Annotated in this window: 26 protein-coding genes; 6 read left to right on the top strand and 20 right to left on the bottom strand. The window is 49.0% G+C overall.

Annotation, left to right across the window (positions count from 1 at the left end):
• Positions 1-311: 311 nt before the first annotated feature.
• From recA to gpt, 10 genes are all read right to left on the bottom strand, one after another.
• Positions 312-1382, bottom strand: coding sequence for a recombinase RecA (gene recA / locus AYY16_RS13230; RefSeq protein WP_067367430.1), 1071 nt, complete (start codon positions 1380-1382; stop codon positions 312-314).
• Between the two features lie 88 nt (positions 1383-1470).
• A complete protein-coding gene (pncC, locus tag AYY16_RS13235) occupies positions 1471-1992 on the bottom strand; it encodes a nicotinamide-nucleotide amidase (protein ID WP_067367434.1) in 522 nt (173 codons plus the stop codon).
• Between the two features lie 12 nt (positions 1993-2004).
• The gene (gene lplT, locus AYY16_RS13240; RefSeq protein ID WP_067367437.1) at positions 2005-3201 is read right to left on the bottom strand and encodes a lysophospholipid transporter LplT; all 1197 of its coding nucleotides are present in this window, start codon (positions 3199-3201) and stop codon (positions 2005-2007) included.
• The gene (gene aas, locus AYY16_RS13245) at positions 3198-5351 is read right to left on the bottom strand and encodes a bifunctional acyl-ACP--phospholipid O-acyltransferase/long-chain-fatty-acid--ACP ligase (RefSeq protein WP_067367440.1); all 2154 of its coding nucleotides are present in this window, start codon (positions 5349-5351) and stop codon (positions 3198-3200) included. Before aas ends, lplT begins: the two co-directional genes overlap by 4 nt.
• Before the next feature lie 155 nt (positions 5352-5506).
• Positions 5507-6040, bottom strand: a complete 534-nt coding sequence (aroL, locus tag AYY16_RS13250; protein WP_067367443.1) for a shikimate kinase AroL — start codon at positions 6038-6040, stop codon at positions 5507-5509.
• A gap of 169 nt (positions 6041-6209) precedes the next feature.
• Positions 6210-7463: a glutamate-5-semialdehyde dehydrogenase gene (gene proA / locus AYY16_RS13255; RefSeq protein WP_067367446.1), complete on the bottom strand. Its 1254-nt coding sequence runs from the start codon at positions 7461-7463 to the stop codon at positions 6210-6212.
• 12 nt (positions 7464-7475) lie between these two features.
• Complete coding sequence (proB, locus tag AYY16_RS13260) at positions 7476-8579, bottom strand: glutamate 5-kinase (RefSeq protein ID WP_067367449.1); 1104 nt, start codon at positions 8577-8579, stop codon at positions 7476-7478.
• 93 nt (positions 8580-8672) lie between these two features.
• Positions 8673-9074, bottom strand: coding sequence for a sigma factor-binding protein Crl (crl, locus tag AYY16_RS13265; protein ID WP_067367451.1), 402 nt, complete (start codon positions 9072-9074; stop codon positions 8673-8675).
• Between the two features lie 70 nt (positions 9075-9144).
• Positions 9145-10392 carry an esterase FrsA gene (gene frsA, locus AYY16_RS13270; RefSeq protein ID WP_067367454.1) on the bottom strand — a complete coding sequence of 416 codons (1248 nt, stop codon included), beginning with the start codon at positions 10390-10392 and terminating at the stop codon, positions 9145-9147.
• Between the two features lie 9 nt (positions 10393-10401).
• Positions 10402-10860 carry a xanthine phosphoribosyltransferase gene (gene gpt, locus AYY16_RS13275; RefSeq protein WP_067367457.1) on the bottom strand — a complete coding sequence of 153 codons (459 nt, stop codon included), beginning with the start codon at positions 10858-10860 and terminating at the stop codon, positions 10402-10404.
• Positions 10861-11127: 267 nt separating this feature from the next.
• On the opposite strand from gpt, the gene pepD reads away from it, so the two are divergent.
• Positions 11128-12588 carry a beta-Ala-His dipeptidase gene (gene pepD / locus AYY16_RS13280; RefSeq protein WP_067367460.1) on the top strand — a complete coding sequence of 487 codons (1461 nt, stop codon included), beginning with the start codon at positions 11128-11130 and terminating at the stop codon, positions 12586-12588.
• Positions 12589-12643: 55 nt separating this feature from the next.
• Here pepD and dinB read toward each other — a convergent pair whose 3' ends face one another.
• Positions 12644-13699, bottom strand: a complete 1056-nt coding sequence (dinB, locus tag AYY16_RS13285) for a DNA polymerase IV (protein WP_067367463.1) — start codon at positions 13697-13699, stop codon at positions 12644-12646.
• A gap of 279 nt (positions 13700-13978) precedes the next feature.
• On the opposite strand from dinB, the gene AYY16_RS13290 reads away from it, so the two are divergent.
• The 3 genes from AYY16_RS13290 to AYY16_RS13300 all read left to right on the top strand — a co-directional run bounded on the left by AYY16_RS13290 (position 13979) and on the right by AYY16_RS13300 (position 16061).
• Positions 13979-14830 (top strand): glycerophosphodiester phosphodiesterase family protein, encoded by an 852-nt coding sequence (locus tag AYY16_RS13290; protein ID WP_067367466.1) that lies wholly within the window; start codon positions 13979-13981, stop codon positions 14828-14830.
• Between the two features lie 348 nt (positions 14831-15178).
• Entirely contained in the window at positions 15179-15403 is a 225-nt protein-coding gene (locus AYY16_RS21160; protein WP_067367469.1) for a hypothetical protein, read from the top strand.
• Between the two features lie 97 nt (positions 15404-15500).
• Positions 15501-16061, top strand: a complete 561-nt coding sequence (locus AYY16_RS13300; protein ID WP_067367472.1) for a hypothetical protein — start codon at positions 15501-15503, stop codon at positions 16059-16061.
• Positions 16062-16159: 98 nt separating this feature from the next.
• On the opposite strand, the gene nqrM is transcribed toward AYY16_RS13300, so the two are convergent.
• The 8 genes from nqrM to AYY16_RS13340 form a co-directional block, all read right to left on the bottom strand.
• Positions 16160-16387 carry a (Na+)-NQR maturation NqrM gene (gene nqrM / locus AYY16_RS13305; RefSeq protein WP_067367475.1) on the bottom strand — a complete coding sequence of 76 codons (228 nt, stop codon included), beginning with the start codon at positions 16385-16387 and terminating at the stop codon, positions 16160-16162.
• A 14-nt stretch (positions 16388-16401) separates the two neighbouring features.
• Complete coding sequence (locus AYY16_RS13310) at positions 16402-17442, bottom strand: FAD:protein FMN transferase (RefSeq protein ID WP_067367477.1); 1041 nt, start codon at positions 17440-17442, stop codon at positions 16402-16404.
• 73 nt (positions 17443-17515) lie between these two features.
• A complete protein-coding gene (nqrF, locus tag AYY16_RS13315) occupies positions 17516-18742 on the bottom strand; it encodes an NADH:ubiquinone reductase (Na(+)-transporting) subunit F (RefSeq protein ID WP_067367480.1) in 1227 nt (408 codons plus the stop codon).
• 15 nt (positions 18743-18757) lie between these two features.
• Positions 18758-19354 carry an NADH:ubiquinone reductase (Na(+)-transporting) subunit E gene (nqrE, locus tag AYY16_RS13320; protein ID WP_067367483.1) on the bottom strand — a complete coding sequence of 199 codons (597 nt, stop codon included), beginning with the start codon at positions 19352-19354 and terminating at the stop codon, positions 18758-18760.
• 3 nt (positions 19355-19357) lie between these two features.
• A complete protein-coding gene (locus AYY16_RS13325; protein ID WP_067367486.1) occupies positions 19358-19987 on the bottom strand; it encodes an NADH:ubiquinone reductase (Na(+)-transporting) subunit D in 630 nt (209 codons plus the stop codon).
• Entirely contained in the window at positions 19980-20774 is a 795-nt protein-coding gene (locus tag AYY16_RS13330; protein WP_067367489.1) for a Na(+)-translocating NADH-quinone reductase subunit C, read from the bottom strand. Before AYY16_RS13330 ends, AYY16_RS13325 begins: the two co-directional genes overlap by 8 nt.
• On the bottom strand, positions 20767-22005 hold the full coding sequence (locus tag AYY16_RS13335; RefSeq protein ID WP_067367492.1) for an NADH:ubiquinone reductase (Na(+)-transporting) subunit B: 1239 nt from the start codon (positions 22003-22005) through the stop codon (positions 20767-20769). The genes AYY16_RS13330 and AYY16_RS13335 overlap by 8 nt, the downstream gene beginning before the upstream one ends.
• A 2-nt stretch (positions 22006-22007) precedes the next feature.
• Positions 22008-23351, bottom strand: coding sequence for a Na(+)-translocating NADH-quinone reductase subunit A (locus AYY16_RS13340; RefSeq protein ID WP_067367494.1), 1344 nt, complete (start codon positions 23349-23351; stop codon positions 22008-22010).
• Positions 23352-23784: 433 nt separating this feature from the next.
• Here AYY16_RS13340 and AYY16_RS13345 point away from each other — a divergent pair, with 433 nt between their 5' ends.
• Complete coding sequence (locus tag AYY16_RS13345; RefSeq protein ID WP_190973101.1) at positions 23785-24492, top strand: L,D-transpeptidase family protein; 708 nt, start codon at positions 23785-23787, stop codon at positions 24490-24492.
• On the opposite strand, the gene AYY16_RS13350 is transcribed toward AYY16_RS13345, so the two are convergent.
• On the bottom strand, positions 24484-25260 hold the full coding sequence (locus AYY16_RS13350) for a class II glutamine amidotransferase (protein ID WP_067367505.1): 777 nt from the start codon (positions 25258-25260) through the stop codon (positions 24484-24486). The two genes, AYY16_RS13345 and AYY16_RS13350, sit on opposite strands and share 9 nt — an antisense overlap.
• Positions 25261-25828: 568 nt before the next feature.
• Here AYY16_RS13350 and AYY16_RS13355 point away from each other — a divergent pair.
• Positions 25829-26035 (top strand): hypothetical protein, encoded by a 207-nt coding sequence (locus tag AYY16_RS13355; RefSeq protein WP_067367509.1) that lies wholly within the window; start codon positions 25829-25831, stop codon positions 26033-26035.
• The last annotated feature ends 69 nt before the right edge of the window (positions 26036-26104 follow it).

The raw sequence follows: 26104 nt of genomic DNA on the forward strand, positions 1-26104 counted from the left end.
GAACTGCGAAACAGACGGTAAAGCCGCTCCGGTTCAACCTGCGGATCAATCAAGGCGGGGAGAAATTTAACGTTTTCCCTTAGACATTAAATCCCAGATAAATCCATTCACTGACCCCATTGTAAAGCGAATAAACTTTTTCTGAAAGTCTGTTCGATCAAACACGATTTATTCGGCCGGGGAAGGGGTTTTAGTCAGAAAGAGGCGTATGGCTGAAGATAAAAATAAAGCCACACCCCGTGAGGGCGTGGCTTTATTTACAACGGCATGATTTTATTAAAATAAATGTATGGCACGTATTATTTTATTAATCAAACTTCTTCGTTATTTGCATCTTCAGTTTCAGTTTCTTCACTAAAACTTTGTGTCACTGAACTTAATTCACCGGCATGATTTAGTAGTAAATCACGTAACTTTTTATCCAGTTCCTCAGCCATTGCAAGGTGTTCTTTCAGGTAAATAGTTGCATTAGCTTTACCCTGACCAATTTTTTCACCGTTGTAGCTGTACCAAGCACCCGCCTTTTCAACCAGTTTATGTTTTACACCAAGGTCAATCAGTTCACCCATGGTGTTGATCCCTTCGCCATACATAATCTGGAATTCAGCCTGCTTAAACGGCGCTGCAATTTTGTTTTTTACCACTTTAACGCGGGTTTCGCTGCCGACAACTTCATCACCATTTTTTACCGCGCCGATACGGCGGATATCTAAACGGACAGAGGCATAGAACTTCAGTGCGTTACCACCGGTTGTGGTTTCCGGGTTACCGAACATAACACCAATCTTCATACGGATCTGATTAATGAAAATCAGCAGAGTATTTGAGTTTTTCAGGTTACCGGCCAGCTTACGCATTGCCTGGCTCATCATACGGGCAGCAAGACCCATGTGAGAATCACCAATCTCGCCTTCAATTTCGGCTTTTGGTGTCAGTGCAGCAACGGAGTCAACAATAATGACATCGACAGCGCCTGAGCGGGTTAATGCATCACAGATTTCCAGTGCCTGTTCACCGGTATCCGGCTGGGAACAGAGCAGATTATCAATATCCACGCCCAGCTTTTTCGCGTAGACCGGGTCCAGTGCGTGCTCAGCATCAATAAAGGCGCAAATACGACCCTGGCGCTGTGCAGCGGCAATAACCTGTAATGTCAGTGTGGTTTTACCGGAAGATTCAGGCCCGTAGATTTCAACAATACGCCCCAGCGGTAAGCCACCTGCACCCAGTGCGACATCAAGTGCCAGAGAACCGGTTGAGATGGTTTCAACATCCATTGAGCGGTCTTCACCCAAACGCATAATGGAACCTTTACCAAATTGCTTCTCGATTTGACCTAAGGCTGCAGCCAGTGCTTTTTGTTTGTTTTCATCAATAGCCATGTAAACTCCCGTCTCAACCCTGAGACACCGCCCCCGGGTTATTAAAATGGTTTGAACGTAATCTGTTGAAACTGATTATACTGTATAGTCATACAGTATCAAGTGATTTTTTTACCAGAATGGCGATTAATCCATCCAGGCTTTTCAGCACCGCCTGACAGCGTACTGCATTGCGATCGCCGTGAAAACAATGCCGGCGCGCCGCTGTTTTCAGCTCACCGTTTTCGTGCCACGCCCAGCCGAACCAGACTGTGCCGACCGGTTTGTCTGCACTGCCGCCGTCAGGACCGGCAATACCGCTGACGGAAACCGCGAGATCCGCACCTGCTGTTTTCAGCGCACCGGCAGCCATCTCACACACTACTGCTTCACTGACCGCGCCGGAGACACTCAGTGTCTGTTCCGACACACCAATCATGGTGTGTTTGGCATCATTACTGTAAGTCACGAATCCCCGCTGAAAATACACGGAACTGCCTGCAATATCTGTAATGACCTTGGCTATCCAGCCCCCGGTACAGGACTCTGCGGTGGTAACACTCAGCCCGGCATCAGACAGGTGTTTTCCCAGCTCTGTGCTGCGCTGCATAAGTATCTGTTCGTCATTCATCAGTCGCTCCCGTTATGAGATTTGCTTTTTACGCCGGATATCCCAGAGCCATAAACCGCCGATAGCCAGCGCAAACAGGCTGCCGAAGGTGGCACCAATCACCACAACAGACACCCCAGCTTTCACCGCCAGCGAATAGAGCCCCAGCATAATCAGCATTGCGCCGTTTTCGCCCAGGTTCTGTACCGCGATAGCATTCCCCGCGCCGACTGTTTCTTTGCCGCGTTTTTGTAATAACGCATTAAGTGGCACCACAAACAGCCCGCCGAAAACACCGAGCATAATAAGCGTAATATTTGTCGGCACCACAGATGTCTGAAAAGTAAAGATAATAACCATTACGCCGATCAATATCCCGGCAGGCATACAGCGGCGTACAGTTTCCAGCGTGATAAAGCGCGCCGCCAGCCCTGCCCCTGCCACAATGCCGACTGCCACCATCGCATTCAGCACGGTCGGCATGGTTTGACCCGTGATCCCGAGCGCTGACGGTACCCACAAAACCAGCATCAGGCGCAGTGTCACACCCGCCCCCCAGAATAAACTGGTGCCGGTCAGAGAAAAGCGACTCTCCTGATTCTGCCACAGCAAAACCACGGCACGGATAAACGTGCGCATCATAATATGAAGATTCCAGCTCTGTGCCATTCTTGCCGGCGGAAGCCGCGGAATATAAAGGTTCGTAACCGCCGCCAGTGCATACATGACCGTACACAGAATAAGCGCCATACTGATGTGATAATCGGAAAGAAATCCGCCGGTGACAGAACCGAGCAAAATAGCCACAATCGTGGATGCTTCAATCAGCCCGTTCGCCTTAACAAGCTGTTCGCCGGTTGTCAGCTCGCCGAGTATCCCGTATTTAGCCGGTGAATAGGCCGCCGCGCCAATCCCGACCATCGCATAGCCCAGGAACGGATCTGACCCGAGGCAGATAACAATTGCGCCGATAAGCTTACAGCCGTTAGACATCAGCATTACCCGCCCTTTCGGGAAGCAGTCCGCTATCTGTCCGACAAACGGCGCAAGCACAATAAAGGTCAGCACGAAAACCATCTGCAACATCGGCTGGCTCCACTCCGGGTAGTTCCGGGCGCTGAGCTGTGCGAGGATCGCAAATAAGATGGCGTTATCGGCAAATGCAGAAATAAACTGTGAGGCTAAAACGGCTTTCATGCCTCTATTCAGTAACGGGGCTGATGCTGTCATAGTTCCGGCTCCTGTAATGCCATTTGTTTGAGCGTCACAAAATCCGGTTTTCCGCTGCCGAGCACCGGCAGTTGCCCGATATAACGGATATCCCTCGGAACCGCCAGTTCAGGTAATCCTTTTGCTTTCGCCTGCGCCAATAGTTGCGCGCGATCCAACGCACTGTCTGTGGTAAACATCACCAGTGCTTCACCGCGTTTCAAATCCGGTCTGGTGACAACCGCGTGCTGTTGTCCGGGTGAGACACTCAGTGCCAGTTGCTCAACACTTTCCAGTGAGATCATTTCCCCGGCAAGTTTGGCAAAGCGTTTTACACGGCCGCGGATAGTAATAAACCCGTCTGCATCAATACTGACAATATCACCGGTATCATACCAACCTGTCTGTCTCTCACCCTGTGCATTTTCAGCCGCAGGTGGTTCAATCCGCCCGGGCGCTTCCACCCGCAGATAGCCTTTCATCACATTTGGTCCGCGCACCTGTAACAATCCGCCGTGCTCAATACCGGCAACCGGCAGAAGACGGGACTCCATCCCCGGAACCAGACGTCCGACCGTACCGGAGCGGGCTGCCATCGGCGTATTAATAGACACAACCGGCGCACATTCAGTCACCCCGTAGCCTTCAAGAATGCGCACACCGAATTTTTCCTGCCAGACCTGTTTTGTGGCTTCTGCTAATTTTTCAGCCCCGGCAATGACATAACGGACACGGGTAAAATCATAAGGATGCGCAAAGCGGGCGTAATTTGTCAGAAACGTGGATGTGCCGAAAAGAACAGTACAATTCTGATCATAAATCAATTCCGGCACCATCCGGTAATGCAGCGGGCTGGGATAAAGAAAGATCCGGCAGCCACACAATAACGGTGTAAACAGCCCGGCGGTCAGACCAAAGGCATGAAACAGCGGCAGTGCGGACATAAAACGATCTTTCGGCGTAAAGTCAGCTACCGTCTTAATCTGCTCCACATTTGTCAGCAGAGAATCATGGCTGTGTACCACCCCTTTCGGCGTTCCTTCTGAGCCGGAGGTAAAGAGGATCAATGCATCATCTTCCGGTTTCTGCGGTAATAATGCCGATTTTGGTATCACCAGCGATTTCATTACCCACAATTTGTCTTTCAGGGTAACCGCCTGTTTTGCCTCTTCCAGATAGATCCAGTTTGCCTCTGTCAGTTGCTCCGGCAGATGCATTAACTTGCCTTTCTCCAGAAACTGGCGCGATGTAATAATCGTTTTTATCCCCGCCGCTTTCATGGCATTACGCAGCCCGGAAACACCGGCGGTATAATTTAATAACGCCGGCACCCGGCGGCGCATCGATGCCCCGAGAATAGCTGCCGCCATGACGGTCGCGTTCGGTAACAGGAAGCCTGTCCGCTCCCCTTCGGTTGTACAGTGGCTGATAATGCAGCTCAACCCGAGGGATTTTTTTAATAATCCCTGATAACTGTCTTCACTGAAATTGATGTCATCAATACACAGCTGAAAACGCCCGTAGCGATTGACGGCACCCAGAAACGCCTGCGGTAGTGTCAGTGAAGGACGGCACGCCATACGTGCCTCCATCATAATATCCCGCAAAAGCTCACCCGCCAGACGGCGGCGTTCAGCGGCACGCGGGGCAACCGGCATCGGGATTTCCGTAGCCGGCAGAATATGAATGGTAATTTTCGGGAAAAAATGGGTTTTGATGACCTTACGCATCCGACTTAAATACGTCAGTTCCGCGCCGTCTATCCGCACCGGGATTATTTTTGCGCCGGTTTTGGCAGCGACAAACGCCGCGCCATCATAGATTTTCATCAGGGAATCCGTGATAGTCACCCGACCTTCCGGGAAAATCACAATCTGACGGCCTTTTTCTATTTCGCGGATCAAATGCCTCAATGCCAGCGGGTTACGCGGATCAACCGGCACAATGTCAGCAATGGGTTTTAAACAGCGGATCAGGAGAGGTGTGGCGTAATTGGTGTACATCGCGAACACCGGGCGGGTAGGTAAAAAAAGCCCCAGCAGAACACCATCAATAAAAGAAGCATGATTCGGGGTGATAACACTTCGTGGTTGATTAAGATTACTCAGGTCACCGGTGACACGAATGCGGAATAATCCGCGAAGCAACGCACGTAACACATTCATCAACATACTGAATTCCCTGTGTATTTATTGTTCCGCTAATGATTCAGGCGGCAGATTTCACAATAATACCACACCGGATTGATTAACCGGCTGACAGAACTAAGTAAAATATCATTTCTTCGGGACTTATCACTTATCGCTAATCGCTCTGCCGATAAATATTATGCCGCGGTTTGAATACGGTTGCAGATGTGGTCAATAAGCTCAGGGATAGGACGGGTGGCATCGACGACAATATCAGCACATTCCAGATAAAGCGGTTCGCGTTTTTGCAGAACTTCCGCCATTTCCCCGACAATGCACTTGCCTGTCAGGCTCGGGCGCTGATGCGCCTGTGGTGTGTGTGACAAACGTTCAGCCAGGACTTCAGCCGTGGCGCGCAGGTACACAACCCAGCCGGTTGATTGCATAAAGGTCCGGTTTTCCGGTGCCATTACAATGCCGCCGCCGGTTGAAACAAGGTGCTGCGGCTGACTGACCTGTCGCAGTACATCACTTTCCAGTTCACGAAAACGATCCCAGCCGGAGCGCTCAACCAGTTCAGCGATAGACATCTGACACAGCTGCGTCACGCGCGCATCTGTGTCAATAAAATCGTACAGTAGTGCCTGTGATAACGGTTTACCCAGCGTCGTTTTACCTGCTCCGCGGGCACCGATAAGATAAATAATCGGTTTTTTATCCTGATGATTCATAAGTATCCGGTTTACCCCGCCAGGCGTTCAAAATATTTTACATAAGTGTAAATTACAATGACCTATCATAGCGTACTCAGACTGAAAGCAAAAGCAGCATCCGCTCATCCGCAGATGCTGTTGATGCATTCATCTGTGTCATTGACGATATCAATACCACCACGCCGTATTATGAACGGATCGTATGGTCGCCGATGCCAATCCATTTGTACGTCGTCAGTGCCGTCAGCCCCATAGGCCCGCGCGCATGCAGTTTCTGGGTACTGACCGCAACCTCTGCGCCCAGACCAAACTGACCGCCATCGGTGAAGCGCGTACTGGCATTGACATATACAGCAGATGAATCAATGCCTGCCACAAAATAATCCGCCTGTGACATCGATTGTGTCAGGATCGATTCTGAATGCTGTGTGCCGTAATGACGGATATGGTCAATCGCACTGTCAATATCCGCAACCACCACCACATTCAGATCCAGTGACAACCACTCATCTGATAACTGCACGTCTGTCACGGCGAGAGCTTTCGCTGCACCGTTTTTCAGCAGTGGCAGAGATAGCGGACAGGCATGCAGTGTGACGCCATTCGCCGCCATTTTTTCACTCAGCAGCGGTAAAAACTCAGCGGCAATTTTTTCATGCACCAGTAATGTTTCTACTGCATTACATACCCCCGGGCGCTGCACTTTGGCATTTTCGATGACCGGCAGCGCTTTGTGTAAATCCGCACTCTCATCCACAAAAATATGACACACACCAATCCCGCCGGTGATCACCGGAATAGTTGATTGTTCGCGGCACAGGCGGTGCAATCCGGCACCGCCGCGCGGGATCAGAATATCCACGTAGCGATCCATCTTCAGTAATTCCGTGACCAGCGCGCGATCAGGATCGTCGATCGCCTGAATTGCCGCAGCCGGCAGCCCGCACTCACTGAGTGCCTGCTGAATCACGCGGACTGTCGCCACATTAGTATTATGCGTTTCTTTGCCGCCGCGCAGAATAACGGCATTGCCGGTTTTCAGACACAAAGACGCGACATCGACAGTGACATTCGGACGGGCCTCATAAATTACCGCGACCACGCCGAGTGGCATGCGGCGGCGCTCAAGGCGCAGCCCGCTGTCAAGCACGCCGCCGTCGATAACTTCACCGACCGGATCTGCCAGCAGGCAAACTTTGCGCACATCGGCCGCAATACTTTCCAGACGCGCCTGTGTCAGCAGCAGCCTGTCCAGCATCGCCTCTGATGTGCCCTGTTCACGCGCGTTGGCAATATCAATCTTGTTGGCAGCAAGGATAGGCGCACTGTTTTGCTCCAGAAGATCAGCAATGCGGGTCAGCGCCTGATTTTTTTGTTTTCCTGAAAGCTGAGCCAGCACCCGGGACGCAGCCTGCGCCGATTTTCCTGTTTGTTCTAACATACGGTTATATCCTTAACTGACAATCATATCGTCGCGATGAACAGCCACTGAGCCGTATTCATAGCCTAAAATAGTGTTGATTTCCTGTGAATGGCGTCCTGCAATCAGGCGCAGCGCATCACTGTTATAACGGCTGACGCCGTGAGCAAGATCCCGCCCGCTTAATGTGCGGATACGGACAACCTCACCACGGGAGAAATTCCCGTTTACGGTTTTAATACCTTTTGGTAACAGCGAGCTGCCATTATCTTTCAGTGCCGTTTCCGCACCGTCATCGACAATAATTTCCCCGGCCGGCGGTGCGCCGAAGATCCATTGTTTGCGGGCTTCCATCGGCGTTTTTTTACCGAAGAAACGGGTGCCGACAGGAACATCATCAATAACATCACAAATCACACCGGCGCGATCGCCTGCGGCAATAATGACATCAATACCCGCACGACCCGCGACAGTCGCCGCCTGAAGTTTGGTCGCCATGCCGCCGGTGCCCAGACCGGTGACACTGTCGCCTGCCACACCGCGTAACTCATCACTGATTTCATGGACTTCAGAGATAAGCGTGGCATCAGGGTTACTGCGCGGATCAGCGGTATACAGCCCTTCAATGTCGGTCAGCAGCAGAAGCTTATCCGCTCCGCCTAAAATAGCTGCCAGCGCAGAGAGGTTGTCATTATCACCGACTTTGATTTCAGCCGTTGCCACCGCATCGTTTTCATTGATAACCGGCACAATTCCGTTATCCAGCAGCGCGGTCAGTGTATCGCGGGCATTGAGAAAACGCTCGCGATCTTCCATATCAGCCCGGGTCAGAAGCATCTGCCCGATGTTTATCCCGTAAATAGAGAAAAGCCGCTCCCATAACTGGATAAGGCGGCTCTGCCCGACCGCCGCAAGCAACTGTTTGGACGCAATGGTGGCGGGGAGTTCGGGGTAACCGAGATGTTCACGACCCGCGGCAATCGCCCCGGAGGTCACAATAATAATACGGTGCCCTTTTTCATATTGCTGAGCACACTGGCGGACTAATTCAACAATCCGTGCCTGATTTAAATGTCGTGATCCACCGGTCAGCACACTCGTGCCCAGTTTTACAACCAGCGTTTGGCTGCTATTCATTGCGTTCTACCATTATTTAGCGGGATAAGAAAAGATGATCTGTTTTAACAGGTGATGCGCGCTATGCCAACAGGCATAACGCAGATCCGGAAATTATTCCGGCAATTTAACGGGGGGAGGCGTTTCCGGTGACGGAGTGAGTGTCAGACCCAGCTCACAGAGAACTGCCCGCAGACGGGGATGAAAAGTCGTCAGTGTTTTACAGACCGTATCATGCGTCTCTTTACGGGACAGTTTATTTTCCTGCCAGTGACCGGCTTTATCAAATATCCCGAGGCGGTATTCAGATACAAAGCCCTGCTCCTGCGGGGTGAGAATAAGCCACCAGCCATAAAACTCCCGTTTTTCCGGGGCGGCATCGGCGTTGACACACACTGCCAGACAGTCGAAAAAGTAGTGTCCGTCCTGACACTGTGGTTCACGGATGTACGGACCCAAAGCGGTAAAACAGCGCAGCAATTTACCGCGCGTATAATCTGAAACCAGTACCGACATCGTTAAGCCTCCTTTCAGTGGAGGCTTATTTGTAGCAAACAGACAGGAATTATCAATGGCTTTATGCTGTTCAGCTCAAAATTTTGGTCAGCCAGCGCGTAGTTTCATCTAATGATTGATGGAATGTATCAAAAACCGGCGTGCTGCCAAGCTCCAGTAATTTTCCGTCTGACGATGAACGGACGATAAGCTCTGATTCACTTTTCGGGCTGAATACATCATCCTTCCAGCACACGCTCATCATCGGCAGTGTGCAACGGCGACCAATAAGCCCCTGATTTTTAAGAGATAAACAACTCAGACGGCTGCGGATAGTATCAAGTTCAACACAACGCTCCGCCGCACGACTTGCCAGCACATCCATATACATGCGCGGCACCATTTCCTGGCGCTCCGGATTAACAAACAGATCATGCACAACCGGTCCGAGCAATACCGCACCCCTGAGCTGATGTGCTGACAGATACGCCAGCCGTACCGCTACATTTGCGCCGAAACGCAGACCCACAACCGCAACACGGGTATGATCAATCCACGGCACATTGCGCAGTTGCTCCAGCACCTGCTGATGCATCAGGCTGCTTTCCTGGCTTAATGATTGTTTTGATGAATAGCCGACCGACGGCATATCCAGGGTGAGCAGTGCAATTCCCTGCGGCGCCAGATAGTCACGGAAATAACGGCAGTAATCACTTTGCAGATTGTCGAGACTGCCGCACAGCATAACGGTCGGAAATGCACCGGTATCAGATTGGGGAAGATGCAGGAAGGCGCTGATATTACCGCCGCTTTCCATTTTGAATTCGATTTTTTTCAGTTCATAACCGGCAAACCGGGCGGAATTTTCATACGCCTGATTTGCCAGAACAGTAGCCTGCTCAGCCAGCTCATCCCCTTTTAAATGAGGATATCCCGCAATACTGTAAAGATTTGCGGCACACAACCAGGCATCACAGGCTTTTTCACCGGACTCAAATTCCAGCGCTTTGCGCTGCCATAACATTGCCTGCTGAGACCATTCATAAGCCCAGTTTCCCCGGCGATAGCCAATCACCGTATCCAGCAGTGAATCATCACTGCGGGGTGCGTCTGATGCGGCAATCCGGCTCAGAACTTCTTCTGTTTCCAGCGGCGGAACGCCCCGCCAGATCCACATTAAGCGATTAATCATGCGATACCAGCCCGGATGGGTGCATCCGCTCAGCACGCTGCCTTTTACCGTCCGGACACCGGCGTCTTTAAAAGTAACCAGTGTGGAAGTTTCGCTGTGTTTAATTTTAGGCTTAAAAAGTTTCTCTGACAGGTTCTGTTGTGTCATGGCATTCGCTTACTGATCGCAGATTGGTTTAACAAAGCTGACGGTCATATCCCAGGGCTGCTCAATCCAGGTATCCTGAGGGATATCCACCACGTAATCATCAACCAGCGGCTGACCGGCTGGTTTCGCGAAAATCGTGACAAAATGCGCTTTCGGATACATATCGCGGATCACCTGAGCGGTACCGCCGGTATCCACGAGGTCATCAATGATGATAAATCCTTCGCCATCACCGTCTGCTTTTTTCATGACTTTCATTTCGCGCTGATGATCGTGATCATAGCTTGAAATGCAGACAGTATCCACATGGCGGATCCCCAGTTCACGGGCGAGTAAGGCACCCGGTACCAGACCACCACGGCTGACGGCAATAATGCCTTTCCATTGTTCGACAGGCATTAAACGTTGTGCCAGCTTACGGGCATGCATTTGCAACATATCCCACGTTACGACGTATTTTTCGCTCATATCAATTTGATCCCGGCATGATGATTTACAGAAAAGAGTCTTTTTTTGCGGAAAAAAGGTTGCGCAGAATTATAGTGATTTGAGTCGCTAAAGACCAGCGTAACCGACGAATTGATGATAATTCGCTGAGCAAGACACGCACTTCCTGAAAGAATTTGCTATTCTCAGGCATCGGATATTTGCGACCGCTCAATTTAAACAGCGTAACCGGCCGCCTTCAGGTATCCTCATCCTAATAATGAAAAATGCAGTAACAGGAGATCGAACGTGTCTGAACTATCACAATTATTTCCGCAGCCGCTGTGGGATATTTTTGCCAAAATCTGTTCTATACCGCATCCGTCACACCATGAAGAGCAGCTTGCTGCGCATATCATTGAGTGGGCGAAAGAGAAAGAATTTCATGTGGAACGTGACAGCGTCGGCAATATTCTGATCCGCAAACCTGCCACAAAGGGACTGGAAAACCGGAAAGCCGTTGTATTGCAGGCTCACCTGGATATGGTTCCGCAAAAAAATAATGATACTGCTCACGATTTCGAAAAAGATCCGATTCAGCCTTATATTGACGGCGACTGGGTTACCGCAAAAGGCACCACATTAGGCGCAGATAACGGCGTGGGCATGGCTTCTGCGCTGGCAGTTCTGGCTGATGATTCAGTCAAGCACGGTCCGCTGGAAGTCCTGCTGACCATGACAGAAGAAACCGGAATGGACGGCGCATTCGGTCTTCAGCCGGGCTGGTTACAGGCAGATATCCTGATTAACACCGACTCCGAAGAAGAAGGTGAGATCTATATGGGTTGTGCGGGCGGTATTGATGTTACCACCACGCTGGCACTGACCCGTGAAGCAGTTCCTGCAGGTTACAAAACCTTTACCCTGACACTCAAAGGGCTGAAAGGCGGGCATTCAGGCGGAGATGTACATCTCGGTCTGGGCAATGCCAATAAATTACTGGCTCGTTTCTTAGCCGGTCACGGCGCGGAACTTCAGGCGCGTCTGATTGATTTTCAGGGCGGAACACTGCGCAATGCTATCCCGCGCGAAGGCTATATCACGCTGGCAATTCCTGCGGATAACAGTGCAAAACTGGAAACGCTGCGGGCTGAGTTTGAAAACCTGCTCAAAGATGAGCTTGCTCAGAAAGAGAAAAATCTTCAGGTTACGCTGACTGCGGCAGACACAGCTCAGGGCGCACTGACCGCTGATGTACAGCGTCGTCTTATCAATATGCTGAATGTTATGCCGAACGGTGTTATCCGTATGAGTGATGTGGTGCAGGGCGTTGTTGAGACCTCACTGAACGTCGGCGTGATCAATATGAACAATGATCGTGCACAAATCATCTGTCTGGTTCGTTCTCTGATCGAATCCGGTAAATCCAATGTGGTCAGCATGCTGACATCACTGGCCGATCTCAGCGGGGCGCAGATTGTTGCCGAAGGCGGCTATCCGGGCTGGCAGCCGGATGCAAACTCGCCGGTGATGCATCTGGTCAGCGAAACATATCAGCAACTGTTTGATAAAACACCGAATGTAATGGTTATCCATGCCGGTCTTGAGTGCGGCTTATTCAAAAAACCGTATCCGGATATGGACATGGTTTCTATCGGACCAACCATTACCGGCGCTCACTCACCGGATGAGCAGGTACACATTAAGAGTGTCGGACAATACTGGCAGTTACTGACCGCTATCTTAAAAGCGATCCCTGAAAAAGCGTAATTACGCTATTCAGTTAACCGGCGGTGATGCAAATCCCGCCGGTTTTTTATTGCGCTCAGAATCCCAAAACCAGCTGACGCTCAACCTGTGGATCCCGCAGCGCCACATGCAACCCCACCAGACGAACACCGCGCCCTTCCCGGCGGCTTCCCCATGCGAGTTCTGCTGTTTTCAGTAAATCCTGTTTATCCAGCACCGGATAAACATGCTCCTGCGTCGTCTGCTGAAAATCAGAAAACTTGAGTTTGACACCCTGACGGGCAATGCGCAGGTCAGGTGAAACCTTGGTCAGACGTCGCTCCAGTTCAGGAAACAGCTCATCTACAATAGCCCTGCACTCATCCCACGAGGCAATATCCTGCGCCAGCGTCCGCTCCACACCAACAGATTTACGCTCCCGGTCCGGACAGACCGGTCGTTCATCAATGCCGTGGCAGCGCTGCCAGAGGATCTGCCCGAATTTACCGAACTGCTTAATCAGGCTTATCTGATCATAACGCTGAACATCCCGGCAGGTCTCCAGACCCAGATCAGCAAGGCGTTTTGCCGTCACTTTCCCCACGCCGGGAATTTTACGCAGCGGCAATGACAATACAAAACCGGCGACCTGCTCCGGGGGAATAATATACTGCCCGTCCGGTTTATTCAGGTCAGACGCGATTTTCGCCAAAAATTTCATGGGCGCGACACCCGCGGACGCGGTCAGACCCAGTTCACTGAAAATCGTCCGGCGGATATCTTCAGCCATACGTGTTGCCGAGCCGCAATGCAGCAGGCTGTCAGAGACATCAAGATAGGCCTCATCGAGTGAAAGGGGTTCAATCAGAGAAGTATAACGGGAAAAAATATCGTGCAGTTGCCCCGAGGTCGTTTTATACAAAGACATACGCCCCGGGATAACATTCAGCTGCGGACATAACATCAGGGCTTTCGCCGTTGACATAGCGCTGTGTACCCCGAAGCGCCGCGCCGGATAGTTGGCGGTAGCAATCACGCCGCGCCGGTCAGAGCTGCCACCGATAGCCAGCGGGACGTCACGCAGCGCGGGGTTATCGCGCATTTCAATTGCCGCATAAAAGCAATCCATATCAATATGAATGATTTTACGCACCCGCTCTCTCCTGAATAATAATGACACTGTTTAAATATACAGTAATATTATTTTAATTCAAACTATACCCAACGTCATTCAAGATGCAGACCTACTGCCACCTGAACACTACCAATGAATAAGGAAATAATTCGCTGGCTAATTATTCACCCGATCAATAACAGGGTTTAAATTTGAAAGTTTAACCGTTTTTTTTGTGATTACATCCGGTTGTCATGTTGCCCTGATAAAACAACAACGTGACACATAAACAGGCTTACTTCTTCTGACGGATGGATTATGAAAAAACTATTTTCTGCTCTTTTTCTGAGTTGCATCACCATGACAACCTTTGCCGCACCACAAATTATTGCTCATCGCGGAGCGACCGCTGACGCACCTGAAAATACTCTGTATGCCATTGATAAAGCACTGAATAACCATGCAGATGCTATCTGGGTAACGCTTCAGTTATCAAAAGACAACCAGGTTGTGTTATACCGCCCGTCAGATCTGACAACACTGACAGATAAAGCAGGTCCGGTTTCCCGTTATACTGCGGGAGAACTGGCCGGAGCTGATGCCGCCCGTGATTATAATCAAAAAAATAATACCAAAATTAATGCAACTATCCCGACGCTGGATACCGTACTCAGCCGCTATCCGGATACCCTCTTTTATCTGGATATTAAATCCCCTGATGCAGAACCTGCCATGTTTGCCCGCCAACTGGATGACGTACTGACCCGTCATCAGGCAAAACAACGGATCCGCGTCTATTCCACCAATCCGGACTATCTTACCGCCCTTCCTGCTTCCATTCCTGTATTTGAAAGCCGGGATACCACCCGGAATGCACTCGCGGGCAGCCTGATAACGCATACCTGTGATATCAGCACACAAGCACAGCCGCGCTGGTATGGGTTTGAATTACATCGCAAAGTTGAAATCGTTGAAACCTTTACACTCGGTGAGGCACGCTCACCTGCGATACTGACCTGGGATAAAACAGCAGCGGATTGTTTCAGAAAGAATGGCAAAAACAGTATTATTTTATTCGGTATTAAAACACCGGCAGATTTAGCATTAGCCACCGAACTGGGTGCAGATGGCGTAATGGTCGACTCGCTGCTCAATCTGAAACAGAAATAATTCTTTATCGTAATATCACTAAGTTAATTAAATAATTTTAATAAATAAGGATGGAATGTTATAACTAACTAATTCCATTCTTATTTATCACTCCTGCCCCGATAATATATTTATTCATTTATGTTTATACCCTTATTCATTCAAACTGCTGGTTCGTTGGCTGCGAAAAAATAGCCTGGTCACATAGTTTATCTATGCTCCCCGGCTATTTTCCCTTGCCGCCTTCCTGCAACCTGAATGATGTTGGGTATATACTCACTTTATTTTCATGATTAAAAATCGTTAATTATATTAATTTATTTATCCGGAAACTTTTGTTATAACTATAAGAAACATCCGGGGGATAGCATGGTGATGAAATATAAATTAGGTCTGTTAATTCCACCACGAATTTCCCTTACTTTTTTTATGGGATTAATACTCTCTTTATTAAGTAATTACGCTTATGCTGATTGTGCTGTTTATCCTGCTGAAGCCAGACGCAGTAATTTAATTATTCTCGGTGCCGGAATAATTAACGGGCCGGTAAAATCCATCACGACAACGACCAACTCACCCGATAAAAAAAAATAATATTATTATCCGTGGTCAATATGATTTGAGCCCCTGTGGTGATCTTGATTATTTTTTATTTGAAATAACAGAGGGCTATTCCGGGCTACAGAACAGGATGCGCTCTGAAGGGCATCATAATGACTGGGGTTATCAGTTATTATTTACCTCTGAGCTTATTAAGCCCGGAGATAAAAACGTCACGCTCGTCAATGCAAACAGCCGTCTTTTATATAATCAGCAAAAACAGATAACACAGGCAATAGCCAAAAGTGACAATGGTGAAAACACGCCGGTATCACAACAGAGTACCGAATTTTTTTACGAAAACGGTCTGGTAACACGAGCCGTGACACAAAGTGACACACCGGATGAAAAAGGCGAAATTCTGTATGACTGGAACGACGATCACCAGATAAATGCCATCATCTCTCAGACCGACGGGTTACCTCAACTCAATTATGAGTTTACGTATAATGACAACAGACAGGTTATCGGACAGACCCAGACACAACACTCGCCGCTGGGTCTGGTGAAATCAATCTATCTCTGTCAGCAACTTGATGCATACGGAAACTGTGAAAAAGCACTCTGGCAAAGCGTCTCGGAAGGCAACAAAGCGAATAATCTGATCGTTATTAATACGGCAATAGTGACATCTGTCTACACCTACTACTGATAAGGGCTATCTTACCCAGTGAACTGATGCCCTGTGAACTGATCGTAAAAAGGCGCCGGAGCGCCTTTTTATACTGACATATATGACTAACCCGACAATCACACAATCCGGTTTTTATTCAGTTTTTCTTCCCGGGCAGCCTCACGCGCCATCCGTTTTTTACGGGCATCACAGGGCTCGGGACAATCACAGACCTTCTCGACACCAATGTTACTCAACCCACCGCAACTGCCCTGAATACTTTTACGTTTAATGATATAGCCAAGAGACATACCCAAAAACGCAAGCAGGAACAGAATAAAGGTTGCGACAAAGACTTTGATCATATCGACCCCTCCTCTTAATTTTTTCTGAGATACGGCTTAAATGTTTCGCTGTAGCGCTCTTCAAAACCGTTTTCCGTTTTAACAATCATAAAAACAGGAATATGTTGTTCATTTGCCACCGCCAGACCGCGCTCTGGTCCCAGGACATTCAATCCGGTAGAAAAGCCGTCTGCACTCATGCAGTTATCAGCAATAACCGTAATCGATACCAGATTATGATTAATCGGTCGTGCGGTTTTCGGATCGATAGTATGAGAATAGCGGATATTATTTTCTTCAAAATAATTCCGGTAATCACCTGATGTTGCAACCGACGCATTACCCGGCTCAATAATTTCCTGTGCGGACTGACTCAGCCCCTGTGCAGAAGGTTTCTCAATCGCAATGCGCCATGGTTTGCCTTTGCCGTTAATACCCTGTGTCCGGACTTCACCGCCCACATCCACCATATAATTATGAATATTCTGTGATTCCAGGTACTCCGCAACCGCATCCACACCATACCCTTTTGCAATGGATGAAAGATCCACATACAGCTCAGGCACAGTTTTAATCAGGTTATTGCCCTCAACCCGTAATTTATCAATGCCGGTCCACTGACGGCGGGTTTCAATATCCTCATCAGACGGTACATGTGTCAGGCGTCCTTCCGGACCAAATCCCCACAAATTAACCAGCGGTCCGACAGTGACATCCAAAGCGCCTTGCGTCAGTTTATTGATACGGATTGCTTCACTGACAACTTTTGCCGTCGCGGCAGACACAGGGAACGGGGTATTAATCTCACGGCTGAGATTAAAACGACTGAGTTCAGAGTCAGGGCGGTAAGTGGACATCTGGTCGTTCACTTCTTCCAGCACCACATCTATCCCTTTTTGCAGTGATTCAGCCGCCGCGCTATCCGGCTCCGCCACATATTTTATCGCGTAATAAGTTCCCATTGTTTTGCCGTTCAGGGTAACTTGCTTTGTCTGCTCTTTTTCATCGCCACAGGCACTCAGAAATAATACTGCGAGTATTACTGCTGACAGGGAAGCCCATTTAATATTTACCATATACAATCCAGTCTGATTTCAGATCATATGCGCCCACATTTGTGGGCGCAGTCTATTACTTACATGACGGGGATCAGCCGCCAAAGTCATCCAACATGATGTTTGCGTCTTCCACACCAAGATCTTTGAGCATCTTGATCACGGCCGCATTCATCATTGGCGGTCCGCACATGTAAAACTCACAATCTTCCGGAGCCGGATGGTTTTTCAGGTAATGCTCATACAGAACATTATGAATAAACCCTGTGTATCCATCCCAGTTATCTTCCGGTAGCGCATCAGACAACGCGACATTCCAGGTGAAGTTTTCATTCTCAGCCTGGAGCTGGTCAAAATCCTCTTCATAGAACATTTCACGTTTCGACCGCGCACCATACCAGAACGACATTTTACGTTTGGAGTGCAGACGTTTAAGCTGATCAAAGATATGAGAACGCATTGGTGCCATACCCGCACCGCCGCCGATAAAGATCATTTCCGCATCAGTTTCTTTTGCGAAGAACTCCCCGAATGGCCCGGAAATAGTTACTTTATCACCCGCTTTCAACGACCAGATGTAAGAAGACATAATGCCCGGAGGCGCATCCGGCATACGCGGAGGCGGTGTCGCAATACGCACGTTCAGCAGAATGATACCGTGCTCTTCCGGATAGTTTGCCATCGAATAAGCACGGACAGTCTGTTCTTTCACATCAGACACATAGCGGAATAAATTAAACTGATCCCAGTCCCCGCGATACTCATCCGGCACATCAAATTCATCATAGCGAACCACATGCGGCGGGCATTCAATCTGAATAAAGCCCCCGGCGCGGAACGGAACAACTTCACCGTCAGGAATTTTCAGCTTCAGTTCTTTAATGAAAGTCGCTTTGTTATCATTGGAGATAACCTCACACTCCCATTTTTTCACCCCGAAAATTTCTTCCGGCAGTTCGATTTTCAGATCCTGTTTCACATTGACCTGGCACGCGAGGCGGCAACCTTCACGAGCTTCACGCTTATTAATGTGAGACATTTCGGTCGGCAGAATATCACCACCGCCCTCTTTGATCGTAACGCGGCACTGACCACATGTACCGCCGCCACCACAGGCCGATGACACAAAAATGCCCTGATTCGACAGCATATTCAGTAATTTATCACCGGCAGGTGCTTCAAAGCTTTTCTCTGCATCGCCGTTAATTTCAACTTTAATGTCCCCTGTGTTCACCAGCTTTGACTTTGCGAACAAAATCAACGCGGTCAGCGCCAGAACAATCAGGGTAAACATTGCTACGCCTAAAATAATGATATCCATAACTGCGTTTCACCCTTATAACTGTACGCCGGAGAAGGACATAAAGCCCAGTGCCATAAGACCTGTGGTCACAAATGTGATCCCCAGCCCTTTCAGACCGCCCGGAACATCAGAGTACTTCATCTTCTCGCGGATGGCGGCCATCAGCACAATCGCCAGCAACCAGCCGATACCGGAACCAAAGCCGTAAACAATGGACTCAGTGAAGTTGTAATCGCGCTGTGCCATAAAGGAGACACCACCGAAAATGGCACAGTTCACTGTGATAAGCGGCAGGAAGATCCCCAGCGCGTTATACAGCGACGGGAAGTAGCGATCTAAAATCATCTCCAGAATCTGTACCAGTGCCGCAATCACCCCGATAAACGTGATGAAATTCAGGAAGCTTAAATCCACACCATCCATCAGTGCGCCGTCACGTAACAGCAGGTTGTACACCAGGTTATTTGCCGGAACAGAGATCCCGAGAACGACGGTAACCGCAACACCCAAGCCAAATGCTGTTTTTACATTTTTGGACACCGCAAGAAAGGTACACATCCCGAGAAAGAAGGCCAGCGCCATATTTTCAATGAACACGGCTTTCACAAAGAGACTGATATAATGTTCCATATCTTAATCCTCCTCGATTTGTGAAGGTTTCAGTGTGCGTAATCCCCAGATAAGCATACCGATAATGAAAAACGCACTCGGTGCCAGCAGGAATAATCCGTTAGGCAGATACCAGCCGCCGTTCTGAATCGTTTCCAGCACTGTTACTCCAAAGAGTTTACCGGACCCCACCAGCTCGCGGACAAAGCCCACCAGCAGCAGGATCACACCGTAGCCCAAACCGTTACCGATACCATCCATAAAGCTTTCAATCGGCGGTGATTTCATTGCGTACGCTTCCGCACGCCCCATCACAATGCAGTTTGTAATGATAAGACCGACGAATACAGAGAGCTGTTTGGAGATCCCGTAGGCATACGCCCGCAGGATCTGGTCAACAAGGATAACCAGCGAGGCAATAATTGCCATCTGCACAATTATCCGCACACTGCCCGGAATAAAGTTACGGATCATAGAGATAAACATACTGGAGAATGCCGTTACCAGCGTCACCGCAATGGTCATTACCAGCGCCGTTTCCAGTTTTGTGGTTACCGCCAGCGCCGAACAAACCCCTAAGATCTGCAAGGCTATCGGGTTGTTATCAAATAACGGTCCGAGAAGAACGCGTTTAATTTCTTTACTGTCAGCCATGATTTAACGCTCCTTCGCGTACTGTTTTCAGGAACGGGCCAAAACCGTTATCACCCAGCCAGAAGTCAAACATGTGCTGGATACCGTTTGAGGTCAGTGTCGCGCCGGATAAGCCATCAATCCCGTACGGGCTGTCAGTGGAGCCACTGCGGACAATTTTAATCGCCGGCAACCCTTTCTCATTAAACAGTTTTTTACCAATCCATTGTTTACGCCACTGCAGATTATCCACCTCACCGCCCAGCCCCGGTGTTTCACCGTGCTGATAGTAAGAGATCCCCTCAGAGGTAATCCCATCCACGTCAATCGCGATAAAGGCATACATCACAGACCACAGACCGGAGCCATATACCGGCAAAACAATTTTGCTGGTTTCGCCTTTGTCGTTCTGCACCAGGTAAATCTCCGCGCTGATCGCCCGGCGGCGGATTTTCGCCAAATCTTCTTCCGGTGATAATGCGATACTGGTTTCGTCGCTGCGCAACTCGTCATTAAGATCGTATTTACCACGGCTGTCAGTCATCTGACCGGTTTTTAAATCCACCAATTTAACTTTGATGAATTTTTTGTAGACAGCATCAATTTCATCTGCCGGCATTGACGGCGTAAGTAACCCGGCGACATCCAGGATATTGCGCTGTTTATCCAGCATAATCTGTGTCTGTTGTGTGGATTTCAGACCCACGGCAGAACCCGCCACGATGACTGAACACACAAGGCAAAGGACGAAGACAACGATAAACGTTCTTGCGACACTGTCCTTGTTTTTCGTTTTTTCATTAGCCACGCGCTTTTCTCCGCTTAATATTTGCCTGAACAACCAGATAATCAAATAACGGCGCGAATAAGTTAGCGAACAGAATTGCCAACATCATACCTTCCGGATAAGCCGGATTTGCCACCCTGATCAGGACACACATCACCCCGATAAGTATCCCGTAAGCCCATTTGCCTTTATCAGTAAATGAAGCTGAGACCGGGTCCGTTGCCATAAAGATCATCCCGAACGCAAAGCCCCCCAGCACCAGATGCCAGTACCACGGCATCGCAAACAGCGGGTTGGTGTCCGAGCCAATCAGGTTGAATATCAGCGACATCACAATCATCCCGGCCATCACACCCGCCACAATGCGCAGCGAGGCAATACGGGCAAACAGAATGACGGCACCGCCGATAAGGATCATCAGCGTTGACACTTCACCAATCGAGCCGGGAATGTTACCGATGAAAGCATCCATCCACGAAATAGGTTGATTGGTCAGCGTATTAACCAGATGTGTATTACCACCAACCGCCCACTGTGACAGCGGGGTCGCGCCAGAGAAACCATCCGCCGCAGTCCAGACGGTATCGCCGGAAATCTGAGCCGGATAAGCGAAGAACAGGAAAGCACGTCCGGCAAGTGCCGGGTTCAGGAAATTGCGTCCGGTTCCCCCGAAAATTTCTTTCGCAACCACCACACCAAACGAAACCGCCAGTGCTGCCTGCCATAACGGCAGCGTCGGCGGCACAATTAATGCCAGCAGAATGGAGGTAATAAAGAAGCCTTCATTGATTTCATGGCCGCGGATCAGGGCAAACAGAACTTCCCAGAAGCCACCCACCGCAAAAATTACTGCATAAACCGGCAGGAAATAGACGGCACCGAACAGCATTTTGCTGCCCCAGCCCGCATCAGACGTAAAGGAAACGCCGACAAGTTCCGCCAGGCGATAATGCCAGTCTCCCGCGATCACCTGCTGAAGTTCCGCACCGCTGTACATATCCAGCAGCACCGGAATAGCCTGGTTACCTACGTTGTACATTCCCCAGAACATGGCCGGGAAAACGGAGAGCCAGACCAGAATCATCAGGCGTTTGAGGTCAATGGTGTCGCGTACGTGTGAGCGCCCGCGGGTCACTGTTCCCGGTGTATAGAAGATGGTCGCGGCAGCTTCATAAAGCACGTACCATCTCTGTAATTTGCCGCCCGGTTCAAAATGCGGCTCAATTTTCTCTAAAAAATTTTTCAGACCCATAATTACCCTTCCTGCTCGATCCTGGTCAGTACGTCACGCAGCACCGGGCCGTACTCATATTTACTCTGGCAGACGTAAGTACACAGCCCCAGATCTTCCTCATCCAGTTCCAGCGCACCCAGTGCCTGCGAACTGTCAGTATCTCCCGCCAGCAGGTCACGCAGGAAATGCGTCGCCATAATGTCGAGCGGCATAACACGTTCATAGCTGCCGATTGGCACCATAGAACGCTCACCGCCATGCATTGCTGTGGTGAATGAGAACAGTTTCTTCTTAAAGAAATGCCCCAGTGTGGTGCGGGTGACGGTATATTTATCCGCACCCGGCATAATCCAGCCAAACAGCTCTTTTTCCCGGCCTTCCGCCAGAACTGATACCTGATTGACAAAACGGCCCAGATAATGATGAGCATCATCACTGGTAACACCCCACAGGACGGAGCCTGAAATAATCCGGTTTTCACCGGCTTTCAGCTGCCCATCAGTCAGTTCATTCAGGTCAGCACCGAGACGGGTTCTCAGCAGACGTGGATTTTCCACCTGCGGACCACCGAGTGCCACAATACGGTCGGTATATAAAACCCCGGTCGTGAAGAGTTTCCCGATAGCGATAACGTCCTGATAATTAAGCGACCAGACGACTTTTTTCGCACTGACCGGCTCCAGGAAATGGATATGCGTACCGGCAAGCCCCGCCGGATGCGGACCGGTAAACTGTGTGTAACTCAGTTGGTTATTATCCGTAACCTTGCTGAAATCAGCACCGGCGTAACAGATATGAACTTTGCCTTCCGTCAGACGGCTCAGAACCTGTAGCCCGTCATCAAACGCGGCGTGTTCCTGACGGATAATCACCAGCGGATCAGCCGCCAGCGGGTTGGTATCCATTGCGGTTACAAAAATAGCCGCCGGAACCGAGCCAATTGCCGGACTGCGGCTGAACGGGCGGGTCCGCAGCGCCGTCCATAACCCGGAGGACACTAAATTTTTCTCTGCCTGTTCGCGGGTCAGCGCAGACAGCTCACGGCGATCGTAGCGGTCAAACGTGATTTGTTCGTCTCCCTGCACCTCAATAACAACGGATTGCAGTACACGACGCTCACCACGGTTAATGGCTTTTACGTATCCGCTGGCCGGGCTGGTAAAAATGACGCCGGGGTTCTTTTTGTCTTCAAAAAGTGCCTGTCCTTTTTTAACCTGCCCGCCTTCCTGAACCAGCATAGACGGACGCATCCCTACATATTCCTCACCCAGCAGTGCTACGTGGCGGATCAAAGGGCCATCTTCTATGACTTGGGCAGGTGAACCTGCTATCGGCAGGTCGAGTCCTTTTTTAATTTTAATCATAAGTTTTGCACAAGTTTTCTGTTAAACCCACATCAAAGCTGCCGGAGCAGACTATGATAACTCAACAATAAAAACAGCTTGGGCCGCACTCGTCACCCCAAGTTATTTTCTCCGATAATTGTCACAATTTTGCTTAAACCAGATCCCGTTTATTTTACCACTTCACAACACCTCTGTCTGATGAAACGAGTGACCTGGCTCAAGCAAATAAGATTAATGTCGTAAATAAAACCCATTAACTCGAAAAAACCGAACTATACAGTCACCTTTAACGATTTGTGGTTATTTTTTAATCATCACTATTCTGATAACAAATGATTTTATTCTGGGAAGAACCATTCACAAATTACCGACATCATGGCAATCTATTGCTACTTTTTTCACCAACTTATCCGTATCCTGAATGCAGACAATAAGACATATCATTTTCATAATGTCCGGCCTTCTGTTTTTCGTTGGTCTGTCATCAGTAACCCGGGCTGAAACCCCGTCATTATGGCTCACACCTCAGGTAAGTGATGTCCGTAATAACCCTGTATTTATACAGATATTCAAAGAAGAAAAAGAGCTGGAATTGTATCACCGCGAAAGTAACGGACGTTTCAGATTGGTCAAACGTTATCCTGTTTGTCAGTTTTCCGGTGGTCTGGGTCCGAAACAGTTAACCGGTGATTTAAAAAGCCCGGAAGGGTTTTATCGTGTAACACCGGCACAATTAAACCCGAACAGTCGGTTTTATCGAGCTATCAACCTTGGTTTTCCCAATGAATTTGACCAGGCACATGGCTATACCGGTGATTATCTGATGATCCACGGAGACTGCAAATCGGTAGGTTGCTACGCGATGACAGATGCTTATATAGGGGAGATTTACCGCTATGTGGAAAATGCATTGCAGGGCGGTCAGACAGACCTGAATATTGCGATTTATCCGTTCCGGATGAATCAGGAGAATATGAACCGCCACCGGAATTCATCGCATATGGCATTCTGGCAACAATTACAGCCGGCGTATCAATATTTTACCGATAATCGGATCCCTGCGATTGTCTCTGTTATCAACGGACGCTATGTTGTGAATGCTCACTCCGCAGCACCCGCCTCAGTCACAGAGACATTACTTACCCGCAGCTCAGAGTAAGGAATCAATCCGCTCGCCGTAATGAAAAAGAACCGCTTCACCCCCGTTAATTTTCTGCCATTGTTCATTACCGGTCAGCGGCTGTGTTGCAATAACCGACACCACATCACCCGGATGCGTGTGCTGTGAAAAATCAATCTCCACATCACTGTCTGTCAGCCGGGCTTTGCCAAATGGCGCCCGGCGGGTGATCCAGTGCAGATTAGTTGAACAATACGCCAGAACATAGCGTCCGTCAGACAACAGCATATTAAAGACACCAAACTGACGCAGCTCATCGGCCAGTAACATAATGTCGCTAAATACCCCACGCCAATCCTGTGGTGGCTGCGGATACTTTGCCTGCAACCGGCTGAGCAACCAGCAGAAAGCATGCTCACTGTCCGTCTGCCCCACCGGGCTGTAAAACCCGGTCGGCAGATGCTCATAACCTGTTAATTGTCCGTTATGGGCATAAGTCCAGTTTCGTCCCCATAATTCGCGGGTAAACGGATGAGTGTTTTCCAGAGATACAACGCCCCGGTTTGCCTGACGGATATGAGCAATCACCGCTTCTGATTTTATCGGGTATTCCTGGACAAAGCGGGCAACGGGAGACTCGCAGCAGGCTTGCGGGTCTTTAAACGTACGGCATCCCATTCCTTCATAGAAAGTTATCCCCCACCCGTCTTTATGAGGTCCCGTCTGACCACCGCGCGGAATAAGGCCGCTGAGGCTGAAATAGATATCCGTCGGTACATTCGCGCTCATGCCCAGTAATTCGCACATAACTCCCTCCACCCTGCCTTCACTGTATATACTCTTCTTCATTCAAACAGCTGGTTCGTTGGCTACGCTCTGCCTGCATCCTGAATGACATTGGGTATAATGGCATTTTTATCATCCATCCACGAACCTATTTTTACCCGTTATCCGATAGATTAACAATCACATAAACCTCATTTGTTCAGATGATTTGGTTATATATAAATAATTTTGCGCAGCAATATTTATTTATTCCGAAACAGGGGAACTATCTGCTAAAAATAAATATATTATTTTCATTATTTAAATATCTTAATAATATTAAGATTATTCCAACCCATTATTAATTTTAATAATGTATAGTATTAAACATCGGGAGTTAATAATTATTTAGTTTTTAAACGAATTAATTTCCGATTGTTAATATGGATATTTAATATATACCCAACGTCATTCAAGATGCAGGCAGGCGGCAAGCTCCGACTGCCGGGGAGCATAGATAAACTATGTGACCTGGCGGGCAGAGTGCAGCCAACGAATCTGCAGGTTGAATGAATAAGGGTATAATCATTTAAAAGAACAAGGAAATAACATGAAAGAATTAGCAAGTAATGAAATGAATGCAGTCTCCGGTGGTTGCTGTGGTTTAATCGCTGTCGGTACTGTTGCAGCAGTAGTTCTGGGTGCGCGTGTTATCAAACCTGCGCTTGAAAACGGTTCCCTGGGTGATGCTCTCGGTTCTGTTGCCGGTAAAATCTCCGGTATCTTTAATGGCATCGGTGGAAAAATCACCGCATAATTGAGATTATTTATACTATATCCGGTTTTATTATTTTAATTTCCATTTAAAATAATTTCTTACAGATAT

Source organism: Morganella psychrotolerans, assembly GCF_001676155.1.
Classification (GTDB): Bacteria; Pseudomonadota; Gammaproteobacteria; order Enterobacterales; family Enterobacteriaceae; genus Morganella; species Morganella psychrotolerans.